General features: G+C 47.7%; 15 protein-coding genes. All 15 read left to right on the top strand.

Translation table 11 applies throughout. The features are described 5' to 3' along the window. The first annotated feature begins 190 nt into the window (after positions 1-190). The 15 genes from HP401_RS34935 to HP401_RS35005 all read left to right on the top strand — a co-directional run bounded on the left by HP401_RS34935 (position 191) and on the right by HP401_RS35005 (position 12319). Positions 191-895, top strand: a complete 705-nt coding sequence (locus HP401_RS34935) for a hypothetical protein (protein ID WP_254457200.1) — start codon at positions 191-193, stop codon at positions 893-895. After that, a complete protein-coding gene (locus HP401_RS34940) occupies positions 895-1734 on the top strand; it encodes a hypothetical protein (protein WP_173607220.1) in 840 nt (279 codons plus the stop codon). Before HP401_RS34935 ends, HP401_RS34940 begins: the two co-directional genes overlap by 1 nt. A gap of 13 nt (positions 1735-1747) precedes the next feature. Beyond that, positions 1748-1894, top strand: a complete 147-nt coding sequence (locus HP401_RS34945; RefSeq protein ID WP_007725181.1) for a hypothetical protein — start codon at positions 1748-1750, stop codon at positions 1892-1894. A gap of 488 nt (positions 1895-2382) precedes the next feature. Further along, the gene (locus HP401_RS34950) at positions 2383-2706 is read left to right on the top strand and encodes a hypothetical protein (RefSeq protein WP_234128145.1); all 324 of its coding nucleotides are present in this window, start codon (positions 2383-2385) and stop codon (positions 2704-2706) included. 3 nt (positions 2707-2709) lie between these two features. Then, complete coding sequence (locus HP401_RS34955) at positions 2710-2862, top strand: hypothetical protein (protein ID WP_012683926.1); 153 nt, start codon at positions 2710-2712, stop codon at positions 2860-2862. Next, positions 2862-3278 (top strand): hypothetical protein, encoded by a 417-nt coding sequence (locus HP401_RS34960; RefSeq protein WP_173607222.1) that lies wholly within the window; start codon positions 2862-2864, stop codon positions 3276-3278. Before HP401_RS34955 ends, HP401_RS34960 begins: the two co-directional genes overlap by 1 nt. Before the next feature lie 55 nt (positions 3279-3333). Next, positions 3334-3897 (top strand): hypothetical protein, encoded by a 564-nt coding sequence (locus HP401_RS34965; RefSeq protein WP_173607223.1) that lies wholly within the window; start codon positions 3334-3336, stop codon positions 3895-3897. A gap of 137 nt (positions 3898-4034) precedes the next feature. Next, positions 4035-4376, top strand: coding sequence for a DUF3870 domain-containing protein (locus HP401_RS34970; protein ID WP_012683929.1), 342 nt, complete (start codon positions 4035-4037; stop codon positions 4374-4376). A gap of 136 nt (positions 4377-4512) precedes the next feature. Beyond that, positions 4513-5451: an ABC transporter permease gene (locus HP401_RS34975; RefSeq protein ID WP_173607224.1), complete on the top strand. Its 939-nt coding sequence runs from the start codon at positions 4513-4515 to the stop codon at positions 5449-5451. 26 nt (positions 5452-5477) lie between these two features. Next, the gene (locus HP401_RS34980; RefSeq protein WP_375140440.1) at positions 5478-6365 is read left to right on the top strand and encodes an ABC transporter permease; all 888 of its coding nucleotides are present in this window, start codon (positions 5478-5480) and stop codon (positions 6363-6365) included. A 5-nt stretch (positions 6366-6370) separates the two neighbouring features. After that, positions 6371-7396: an ABC transporter ATP-binding protein gene (locus HP401_RS34985; protein WP_173607226.1), complete on the top strand. Its 1026-nt coding sequence runs from the start codon at positions 6371-6373 to the stop codon at positions 7394-7396. A 117-nt stretch (positions 7397-7513) separates the two neighbouring features. Next, entirely contained in the window at positions 7514-9172 is a 1659-nt protein-coding gene (locus HP401_RS34990; protein ID WP_173607227.1) for a peptide ABC transporter substrate-binding protein, read from the top strand. Between the two features lie 148 nt (positions 9173-9320). Then, positions 9321-10415 (top strand): dipeptide epimerase, encoded by a 1095-nt coding sequence (locus HP401_RS34995; protein WP_173607228.1) that lies wholly within the window; start codon positions 9321-9323, stop codon positions 10413-10415. 1 nt (position 10416) lies between these two features. Next, positions 10417-11334, top strand: a complete 918-nt coding sequence (locus HP401_RS35000; protein ID WP_173607229.1) for a C40 family peptidase — start codon at positions 10417-10419, stop codon at positions 11332-11334. 25 nt (positions 11335-11359) lie between these two features. Next, positions 11360-12319 (top strand): ABC transporter ATP-binding protein, encoded by a 960-nt coding sequence (locus HP401_RS35005; protein ID WP_064203231.1) that lies wholly within the window; start codon positions 11360-11362, stop codon positions 12317-12319. Positions 12320-12374: the final 55 nt, after the last annotated feature.

Here is a 12374-nt window from a genome sequence, read left to right on the forward strand (position 1 = left end):
TTACACGTTTCTTTTCCCGGTGTTTCTATGTCTCTTCTCTGGCTTTTTGTTTCTCGGCTTACACCTGTATAAGGGATGGAGAAGCCCACGCGTTTTCTTCCCACGTACAGTTGAGGTATGGAGAGAGAAATTTTTAAGGCATTCTACTCGGCGAATGTTGTATGAACACTTTGAGCGTTGGTGTCAAATCGTGGGAGGTACGCCAGAAGGATACTTATTACTATCCATGATTGGCGCGATAGCGGGATTCATCTCGGGTATTTTGCTAGGAAATATGGTTGTATCCTTATCGCTTTTTCTGTTATTCCTCTTGCTGCCAACACTGATTCTATACGCACGCTATACCGTACAAATGAATAAAAAAATTAGCTCATTCTGTCGCTTCGTAGAATTGTTTGCCCGTTATTATAACAGTCGCAAAAACATTGTCCTTACTTTTCGCGAAATGATAGAGGAATGCCCCAAAGAGTTACTGCCTGACCTCCTTCTGCTAAACAATAGCCTTTCGGATGGGGGAAACTCGGTTGCGACAGTGGAGAAGTTTGCGCAGAGACTGGACCACCCGTGGGCTTTTGACTTTGCAACGTATATTTCCAGCGGTTTGGAAGGAGAAACAGAGGATATTCAATCACCACTAAATCGGTTAACGAATGAGATGTTTGTACAACAAGATGAAAAGCATGAGCGTGATAGTGAAATATACTCTATTTGGATCAGCCTGCTAATCGTCATAGCGATTTGCATTTGCTTGATCCCCTACAATCAAGGTTTGCTTCAGGATTCCTACCGTCTCTATTTCTACACGCCAGATGGACAAGCCATTTTAGCGATTGCGGCGACTGTGTGGACTTTTTCGATCCTATTGGCTTTTATTTGGGGAAGGAGATATCGCTAATGCCAATGCTAATCATGTATACCTACCTTGGATTAGGCGCTCTATTTGTTTTTAGTGCAGCGTTTATGATTGGGAAGTATTTGTTTCATAAGCAAAAGCCGAAGCTGTTTGTTTCTGGGGTGTGGTGGGAAAAGTGGGAGCAAGCACTCAAGCCTGACGAAGACGACAAATGGGAACAGTTACTTTCACGAGCAGGAAGGCCATTTGGATGGGGGAAGCCAGAGTGGGTGTTTCTGCAATTGTTGACTGGAAGTATGGTTTACATCCTGGTTCTTATGTGGGTCGTTGTGAGTCGAGTGGAATCATTCCCACTTCTGTCGATGTGTCTGGCATCTGCAGGTAGTTACATGCTGCCTTACATGGGCTTGAAGACGTGGGCAAATCACAGGGAGGACATGCTGAGCACAGATATCGCCAGATTTATCAATCGCTATGTGACCCTTCTAGAAAATCAGGTGCCCATTTACAATGCCATGGTCAAGGCAGCAAGACCGACTAGAAAGCTAAAGGAGTATATCCCTACTTTATCTGAGTGGAACAGAGACCCTAACGAAGCGCTTGAGAGCTTTAAACGCAAAATCGGTGTCGACGACGGTATTATCCTCGTATCAAGTATGCGTACAATTGAGACGCTGAGTGAAGGACAAGTAAGTGCAACTATGCAACGAATGGAATGGGCTGTCGATCACCGAAGAATGTTTCGTCATCGAAAAAAGATAAAGTCTTTAGGGATTGGCTACACGGTCATTGTCTACCCAGCATTTTACATGGGTTTACTGGTAGCTATGTTTCCTTGGTATAAGCTGCTTACAGAAATACTGGATAAATATTTGACCTGAGGAGGAGCAACTCATGACGAAGCTATTATCTATCATCATGTGCATCGTTTTCTCTTTAGGAATAATCGTTTCGAGCCTGTCTGAAATAAACACATCGGTAGTGAGGGAAGATGGGCTGAGAGATCGAGCAGTTGGGTGGATCGATAAAGCCATACCTTAAATAAATCAAGTATGAGAAAAGGAGAAAATTGAGATGTCGAAAATGTTTTTTATATTTTTAGCATGCGTCATGGTGTTAGGAATTGGTGTTAGCAGTTACGGCAATGAGTTAAGCCCTGCGGCAAACGATTCTGCCGAGAGCATTAACCAATCCATCACATCGCTGAACTATGATACTCGAAATGAAAACATCAACTTTAGGATGCAAAACGGCACATCCTATACGTCGTCTAAATGATGCTGCACATCCACGTACTTCTCATCATTTCGATTATGGTAGGGAGCTTGTGCGCGGTGCTTTGGAAACTCCAACCAGAGGAGCAGCTTAAACAGACACAACAGGAAAGGGTGTATCGGGCAGCGACGGTCATCTTCCATTAAAGAAGAGCTGGCGTTTATAAAACGATGGTGAAAGCAAAAGTCTTTCTTATTTGTCTACTGGTCCTTCTATTGATCACTTCCGCACTGGGAGCTTACCACTTGTACGCAATGGAAAGGGCGATTGCCCGTGGAATCTATGCTGACTTACTGGATGATATGCAGGACATCGGGTATTTGGAGCCGACATTAGCAGATTACTATCTTCTGAAAATGAAAGGACTGGGTTGGGAAGTGACAGGGGATACGTTTGCTGGGAGCTGGCCTCGAACCGAGGGCGAGCGAGCTCGTAAAGAGCGGCAGGAGGCGATTACCTTGTCGGTTACCATCCAGCCTTCAAAAGTGACCCAATGGCTGCACAAATTTGTGGAGGGGGATACATCCTTTTCCTTTACGGGAAGCCGTCCGTCCGAATACTTTGATCCAGGGTGGTAGTGAATGAATAAAATGATTAGCATTTTGGCTGTAATGGCGATTGTTTTGCCTTTGACGGTAGGGTTGCTTCTCACCGGTCCGCAAAATCTCTTTTCGGCATGCACGCAGTTTTTCGGTGATTTGCTCGCTGAAGTAACGCGTTTTGGTACAGGCTAATGGGGCAATTAATCGCTGTGATTCTGAACATTATGGTTATGCTACTCGTTCCATTAGGGCTTTTACAGGTACATACGGTTGTTCAGGCCAGGAACGAATTATTGGAAGTGAGCGCAGCCGCTACGAAATATGTCAGCAACCACGGGGGGACGAGTGAAGCCAACCTGCAACAAGAGGTTCGTGCATTGATCACTCGGGAGCTGAGGGAGAAAAAGCTTTCCATTCCAGATCAGGAGCTGTTTGTCAGTGTCACTCGCACTCGTTCACACGATCCCGTTCTGTGGAGCCACGAAGATGAGTTTGTCGTGGAGCTGGCAATTCCATACCCTCGCTTTACCACGTGGATTCCGATGCCAGCTGATTCCTTGCAAGTCCAAAGAATAGGTACAGTTAACATCATGGACTACGATTTGTAAAAGCTCCCGTTAGGAGGCTATCGTTACGGGTATAAATATCTTATCCATTTCTACGATGCTGTTCTTTTTGTTGGTAGGTATGTTTATTGTAGATGCAGACCTCGCCATGCAGAAAAAAACAGAAGTGAAGATACTCATGGAGTTGTCTAATCATCACGCCACCTTTGCTGTTGATCCTGTACTGAAAACAGAAGGTGTGATTGATCTGCTCGAAGACGAGGCTCTTGAACGTTTTGATGAAAGAATGAATGAGAATGGTGGCTATCGTCGTGAGCAGGCCATGTTCGTCCCTCAAGCAGACAGTGTGACCACTGATCCCATTCCATTCTCCCGCTATTATGTGGATTTCCGTTCGTGGCGTAATGACCACCAATTACGCTTACAGTACAATGGGAAAACACTCGTGACAGAGCGAGCAACGAAAGGGCCAGCTCGTCCGGGAGGTGGAATGCTGCAGATTACCGTCGTAACTGAGCGTGGGGAGGAATTGCAGCTTGCACCGAAAACAATGGTGGGTCCATCGCATGTCGTAGTTGCCTACATCGACGAGCGACCGTTTCTGCCGATGATGCCGTCGCATTCGTTTCCGGTCGTATCTGTAGAAGAACTGAAAGATTAGTCAGACTTATTTACAAATTGCGAAATCTTCTGGTACTATGTAGGAAAGTGCTTACCCAGCTTGCGATTGTGAGGAAGTCGCTCTCCGAACATCCCGTTTGCCGGTCCGTTAAGCATAGTAAAAGTGGGGTTATTGATTTGTTTGATAAAGATACCATTTATATCGTAGGCGATGCACAGTCCTCTTCGAACAATCCGATTACACAGCAATTCAGTGCTTTTTTTATCGGATTGGTTGTCGATACTTCCAATGACAAGATCGTAGATGCAGCTTGTTCTTCCACGGTCCAACTGACGTCTGATTTTGCTCGGTCGATCTTTATCGGTCATTCGATTATGGCGTCGGAGGAAATTGGTGAAGAGATTCGCTTTCGGTATTTTGGATCTTCCCAAAAAACATTGATCGCAGCGTTTAAGGACGCGCAAAAGAAGTACAAACAAGCAGTTTCCACGAGAAATAAAGCCACAGTCACCAAATGAATACACCCGCTGCTTTATTTATTCGTATGCACGGCATACACGTAAGTAAAACCCAGCAAATGCCATGATCACGTGCATTTGCTGGGTTTTTTGCTTATTACGAGAGGTCAGTTTCTGATGAAAAGGAGGAGAGTCCTTGCTATCTTTTGTTTTCCGCAGATTTATCTCCATGATCGTGACGTTATGGCTCATCATTACCCTCACCTTTTTCTTGATGCATGCCGTTCCGGGATCTCCTTTTGAAAAAGAAGGAAAGGCATTAAACGAAGCAGTTGCTGCCAATCTCAATGCCTACTACAACCTGGATAAGCCACTACTCGTCCAATACGGGCTGTACTTGCAAAAGCTGGTGCAGTTTGACCTTGGACCATCGATTGCCAACAGCTCGGATACGGTCAACAAAATGATCGCCCGTGGATTCCCCGTTTCTTTTCAACTCGGTCTGATTTCTGTCGTCTTTGCGATTATTACCGGTATTGCGCTTGGTGTGATCGCCGCGCTACGACATAACCGTCTCATTGATTACCTTGCCATGATTATTGCTGTTATCGGGATATCTGTTCCCAGCTTTGTTGTCGCCTCCTTATTAATCAAATATTTGGCGGTCGAATGGAAGCTGTTGCCAACCGCAACGTGGGGGTCTTGGCAGCATGTGATTATGCCAGCGCTTGCATTGGCATTTGGTCCGATTGCGATTATCGCTCGTTTGACTCGTACCAACATGCTGGAAGTGTTAACCCAGGAATACATTGAAACCGCTCGTGCAAAAGGGCTGTCTCCGGTAACGATCGTGTTGAAACACGCACTGCGTAATGCGATTTTACCTGTCGTCACGCTTTTAGGTGCATTGATTGCTAACGTTTTAACAGGAAGCTTTGTGATCGAAAAAATATTTGCGATTCCTGGGATGGGGAAATATTTCGTAGCCGGCATTAATAACCGTGACTATTCCGTCATTATGGGAACGACTGTCTTCTACAGCGCACTTTTGATTTTCTTGATGTTTGTCGTCGATGTACTGTACGGCATCATTGATCCACGAATTAAGCTTCATCGAAAGGAGAGCGAAGGATGATCGTTTCTGATGATTTATTTATCCCCATGCGAAAAGACAACCTCAATGCGGAAGCGATTGTGCGACCTCAACTGACGTTTTGGCAAGAAGCTTGGCTTCGTCTGAGAGGAAACAAGCTGGCTTTGTTGGGGCTGGTAGTTATTATCTTGCTTGGGGTTATGGCTACGATTGGACCGATGATCTCTGGTCATGAATACGCCAAACAGTCGATTATTATGAAAAACAAACCGCCGTCGGAAGTGAACTGGTTTGGTACTGATGATTTTGGCCGCGATGTGTTCACGCGTGTTTGGTATGGTGCGCGTATTTCCTTGTTTGTCGGTTTGACGGCAGCACTTATCGATTTTTTCATTGGTGTCTTGTATGGGGGAATTGCCGGATATTTGGGCGGTCGAATCGATAATATCATGATGCGCTTCGTGGACATTTTGTACGGCCTTCCTTATTTGTTAGTGGTGATTTTGCTAATGGTCGTCATGGGGCCCGGACTTTTAACCATTATTATCGCCTTAAGTGCGACTGGTTGGATCGGGATGGCCCGGACTGTGCGTGGTCAGGTCCTGCAAATGAAAAACTCAGAGTACGTACTGGCAGCAAAAACAATGGGGGCAAAGCCTTTCTACATCATTCGTAAACATCTGCTGCCCAACACAATTGGCATCATCATTGTATATGTCACGTTATCTGTTCCATCTGCGATTTTTTCAGAGGCGTTTCTGAGTTTTCTCGGTCTCGGTATTCAGGCGCCAATGGCTAGCTGGGGAGTGATGGCGAACGATGGACTCCCCATCATTTTGTCCGGTCATTGGTGGCGGCTCTTTTTCCCTGCTTTCCTCATCTCGCTGACGATGCTCGCGTTCAACGTGCTCGGTGATGGCTTGCGCGATGCGTTCGATCCGAAGTCAAGGAGGTAGGCAACATGGATAAAACGGAAAGGCTGCTGGAGGTCAGTGGGCTTCGGGTCACATTCAAGACGCATGGCGGTGAAGTGAACGCTGTTCGGGACGTGAACTTTACCTTGAACAAAGGGGAGACACTGGCGATTGTTGGTGAATCCGGATGTGGGAAAAGCGTGACTGCAAGGAGCATCATGCGACTGATCCCGGAGCATATCGGAAAAATCGCGGGTGGAAGCATTCATTTTAAAGGGCAGGATCTGGCAAAGCTGCCGGAAAAGCAAATGCGCGAGCTGCGTGGGAAAGAAATCTCCATGATCTTTCAAGATGCGATGACATCACTTAACCCGACGATCACCATTGGTGAGCAGATTATGGAGGGAATCATTCGCCATCAAAAGGTCACCAGAAGCGAAGCCAAGCGGCAAGCGATTGAAATACTCACCTTGGTGGGGATCGCCACTCCAGAAAGTCGTCTCAAGCAGTACCTCCATCAGTTTAGTGGCGGGATGCGCCAACGGATCATGATTGCGATTGCGCTTGTCTGTAAGCCGTCCATTCTGATTGCGGATGAGCCTACAACAGCGTTGGATGTGACGATTCAGGCGCAAATCATCGAGCTGTTCAAAAGCATTCAGAAAAAGACGGGAGTCTCGATCATTATTATCACGCATGATTTGGGAGTCGTCGCCAAGATTGCGGATCGGGTCAACGTTATGTATGCCGGAAAAGTGGTAGAGTCCGGGCCTGTTCGCGACATTTTTTACAATCCGCAGCATCCGTACACCAAAGGCTTGTTGGCGTCGATGCCTCGTTTGGATGCCGATCGCTCCATACCGCTCAGCCCGATACCTGGAACACCCCCGGATTTGTTCAGCCCGCCAATTGGCTGTGCATTCGCTGCGCGCTGTGACTACGCGTTAGAAGTATGTCGGAATTACCAGCCTGCGGAGACACATGTTCATAGCAAACATGCGGTTTCCTGTTGGTTGCAGGACCCACGGGCGAAGAAGTTGTTAGCGTCGATGCAACCGCCAACGGGGACCTGATTCATAGTTGTCGAGGGCAGTGGTCAAGCCCGGCTTTGTTCGTGTAAAAGAGGGTGTCGGCTGACGGCGCTATCCTTTTACGTCATACAAAAACAAAAAAATAAGGGGGAAGAAACAGTGAAAAAACTATCAACATTGTTGCTGACGGCTACGCTGGGGGTGTCCATGCTCATGGCTGGCTGTACATCGGGTCAACCAGCTGCATCGGGTGAGCCTGCACCAGGTAACACCGCTCAGCCAAATGCTCCAACGCCGGGCGATCAAGCAGCAAAGCTCCTGTTGCTGAATAATATCAAGGAACCGACGTCATTGGATCCGCCGATTGGCTTCGATGAGCCGTCCTATAACATTTTGAACAACTTGATGGAAGGCTTGACTCGCCTAGACGAAAATCAAAAGCCTCAACCAGCGGCTGCTTCCGAATGGACGGTCTCCGTGGATGGAAAAACCTACACCTTTACTCTGCGTGACAACAAATGGTCCAATGGTGAACCGGTAAAGGCTCAGGACTTCGAATTCGCGTGGAAACGCATGCTTGATCCTGCACTGGCCTCTCCAGCGGCATCCCTCGCGTATATTATTGAGGGAGCGGAGGCCTATAACAGTGGTAAAGGACCGGCGGATGGCGTAAAAGTAAAAGCGTTGGACGACAAAACACTAGAGGTCGTGCTTGCTCAACCAGCTTCCTGGACGCTCCTGTTGGCATCAAACCCGGCTTTCTTCCCTGTTCACAAAGCAACTGTAGAAAAAGATCCGAAATGGGCTGCAGAAGCAGCAAGCTTTGTCGGAAACGGGCCATTCAAGCTGACAGAATGGGCGCATGACAGTGAACTGAAAATAATGAAGAGCGATACGTACTGGGATGCAGCAAACGTAACACTGCCTGGTGCTGTTTGGAAAATGATTGATGACGAGAATACCGAGTATCAAATGTTTACGAACGAAGAGCTGCACAGAACGACAACCGTTCCTGCAGACATGGCAGACCAATTGTTCAAAGATGGCAAAGTATTCGTGCGTGATGGAGCGGGTACAGAGTTCTATCGTTTCAACGTAACGAAGGAGCCATTTGATAACGCCAATATTCGTAAAGCCTTCAGCTTGGCGATTGACCGTAAGACACTGGTCGACCTAGTGCTGATGCGTCAACAAAAGCCGGGAACAGGCTTCGTTTCTTATGGTTTGCCTGATGCCAACGGTGAAGGACAATTCCGTGAGGTAGGCGGAGAATTGGTGAACTTCAACCCAGATGAAGCGAAGAAGCTCCTGGAACAAGGAATGAAAGAAAAAGGCTACACAAAGCTCCCAGAGGTTACACTCACGTACCGCAGCGGAACGGCTAACGAAAAAACGGCACAAGCCGCGCAAGAAATGTGGAAGCAGACGCTGAGCGTAGATGTGAAGCTGCAAAAGGTAGAAGGAAAAGTTTTGACGGATATGCAAAAGCAATTGCAGTATCAAATTGCTCGTTCTTCCTGGTTGCCTGACTTCGGTGATGCGATCAACTTCCTCGACATTTTCCAATCGAAGGCAGCAAGCAATCGTACGGGCTGGAGCAATGCGCAATTCGACAAGCTGATCCAAGACGCATACAAGGAGCCAGACGATGCAAAACGTCTGAAGCTGCTGCATGATGCAGAAAAAATCTTGGTGGATGAAGCGCCAATCGCACCGCTTTATTTCTACAACACTTCCTTGCTCTCAAGCGACAAAGTGAGCGGTGTACAAAGCTCTTCACTGAGCTATACAGACCTGAGAAAAGCTGTCGTGAAGTAAGAAAGAGTGAGTTGGGAGAAGTCATTTCAGGTGGATGGAATGACTCTCCCCCCTTTTTTGCTAGAATTTTTAATAGTGCTATAATTTAGTATGTCTATTAGAAAAAACACGAAAGAAAGCACGAGTGCTGGAGAAGATGGAGGAAAACATGATTATTCAAGCCATCGAAGTAAAACGAATATCTGTTCCATTGAAAAAGCCTTTTAAAACGGCTTTGCGTACGGTGCATAGTCTGGAATCGGTTCTGGTGAAAATCACCTGCGACAACGGTATGGTCGGGTGGGGCGAAGCTTCGGCTACTGTCGTCATTACCGGAGACAGCATCGAAAGCATCGAGTCGGCGATTATGAATACGATGAGACCTCAGCTCATCGGCTTGAATTTGCTTGCCTATGAACGAGTTTTTCAAACCTTGCACCAATCCATGGTAGGAAATACGAGTGCGAAGGCAGCGGTAGACATTGCGTTGTACGACCTTATTTCTCAGCGCGCAGGAATGCCGTTGTATCAATTCCTGGGTGGCTACCGTGACCAATTGGAGACGGACTATACCGTCAGCGTAAATTCCCCGAAAGAAATGGGCGAGGATGCCGCTGCCTATCTCAAGCAAGGCTTTCACGTACTGAAAATCAAGGTCGGCAAGGACAATATCGAGGATGACATTTTGCGCATCCGAGAAATTCGCAAAACCGTGGGCAATCAGGTGAAGATTCGTCTTGATGCCAACCAGGGATGGAATGTAAAAGAAGCGGTGCAATCCATTCGCAAAATGGAGGACATGGGTCTTGGCATCGAGCTCATTGAGCAGCCTGTAAAAGCGCATGATCTGGAAGGTTTGAAGCGGGTAACAGATTCGGTCGATACGCCCATCATGGCTGACGAGAGTGTGTTTTCACCAGCGCAGGCCCTGCAGGTTTTGCAAAACCGTGCGGCTGACATGATTAATATCAAGCTGATGAAGGCTGGCGGCATTTACAAAGCACAATTGATCAACCAATTGGCTGAAGAGTACGGTATTCCATGTATGGTTGGCAGCATGATCGAATCGCGTCTGGCTGTATCAGCAGCAGCACATTTTGCAGCCAGCAAGAAGAACATCACCCGTTTTGATTTTGATGCGCCGTTGATGCTTTTGCACGATGGCATAGATGGTGGCGTAACATACGAAGGTCGCTTGATGCGCATGCCAGGAGAGTCTGGGCTCGGTATTCGTTCCATTAGCCTGTGGGAGGGGGAGAACTAAGATGAAATCTGCCATTGTTTCTGTCTCTGTTGCCACTGTGTGGACCAAGCCGGAGTCGCCGCGTGATATTGACCACATAGCGCTCCAATCCCCGGTAGATGCACGAGGCTGGCTCGCTTCCCTTACTGTGGAGGAGAAGCTTGGTTTTTACGACAATAACGCGATTCAGACACAAGCACTGTACGGTACCCGCGTAGAAGTAGTCGAGGAGCAAGAGGAATGGTCACAAGTTCTGATTCCTGATCAGACTACGAACAAAAACGCAACAGGCTATCCTGGCTGGATTCCGTCTCGCCAGCTAGCACCATGGTCAGATGCTTTTGAGGTACAGCCAGGTCAAAAGCTGGCGATGGTCACGGCGGCGTTTACCCGTCTACATACAGCTGACAAAAAGCCAGACCTGGAGCTTGCCTTTTTGACCAAACTGCCGCTGATTGAGGAAACAGCAGACTGGGTAACGGTAGCGACACCGAACGGCACAGGACTTTTGCCAAAAGCTGACGTCCAAATTGTGAAAGCAAACGAGCCCATCGAGCTTTCCAGTAATCGTGGAGAGGCAATCGTAGAAGCTGGCAAGCGATTCCTCAATCTGCATTATTTATGGGGAGGCATGTCCTCTTACGGGTATGACTGCTCAGGATTTGCGTACAACATGCATCGATCTGTCGGTCTCCAGATTCCGCGTGATGCATCTGATCAGGCAAAAGCCGGACAGCTCGTGGAAAAAGAAGCTTTGCTTCCGGGTGATCTGCTGTTTTTTGCCCATGAAGAAGGGAAAGGCAGAGTCCATCACGTGGGCATTTACATGGGGAATGGCGAAATGATTCATTCTCCGGATTCGCGAAGTGCCATCGAGATCGTCAAGCTGGATGGCTACAAGCTCGAAAAGGAACATTGCGTCTCCAGACGATACTGGTAAACGGATAACGGGGAGGAGTGGCCAGATGCAACGAAAGAAGCTGGTCCAGGTAAAGAACCTGACAAAGACCTTTACGTTGGGTAAAGGGCTCTCACTTACGGCAGCGGACAATGTTTCCTTCGATATATACGAGGGGGAAACGTTTGGACTGGTAGGGGAATCTGGCTGCGGCAAATCGACCACAGGCCGTACAATTATTGGCTTGTATCAACCGACCACAGGTGAGGTTATTTTTGACGGGCAAAATGTCCATCAGGCATCATCTGCTGAGCGGAGCAAGCTGACACGCCATATGCAAATGATTTTTCAGGACCCGTATGCTTCTCTGAACCCCCGAATGAACATTTCAGAAATCATTTCTGAGGGCTTGCATCTAAATGGGCTATATAAAGGGAAGGAACGGATGAACCGTGTGATCGAGCTGTTGGAGATGGTTGGCCTGCAGAAAGAGCATGCCAACCGTTTCCCGCACGAGTTCAGTGGTGGTCAGCGACAGCGGATAGGGATTGCGCGGGCACTTGCCGTCAATCCAACCTTCATCATTGCTGATGAGCCGATTTCCGCACTCGATGTTTCGGTTCAGGCACAGGTCGTTAATCTAATGAAAAAATTGCAGCAGGAACAAAAGCTGACGTACTTGTTTATCGCGCATGATTTGGCGATGGTCAAGCACATCAGTGACCGGATTGGCGTCATGTACCTTGGCAATATGGTCGAGATGACTGCCAGTGAAATTCTTTACGAATCACCGAAGCATCCTTACACGCAGGCGTTGTTGTCGGCCATTCCTGTCCCCGATCCTGATTTGGAGAAAAGCCGCGAGCGTACCATTATTGAAGGTGACGTTCCGAGCCCGATCAATCCACCTAGCGGCTGTGTGTTCCGTACGCGCTGTCCAGTAGCCAAAGCCGTATGCGCCGAAAAGAAGCCTATCTGGCAGGAAGTGGACACTAACCACTTCGTCGCCTGTCACCTGTATCAGTAGCCTTCGTTTTTATCAGAAGATTCGACATTGTCTTTTTGCCATCCTTGGTTAATGA

Source organism: Brevibacillus sp. HB2.2, from assembly GCF_013284275.1.
GTDB lineage: Bacteria > Bacillota > Bacilli > Brevibacillales > Brevibacillaceae > Brevibacillus > Brevibacillus brevis_D.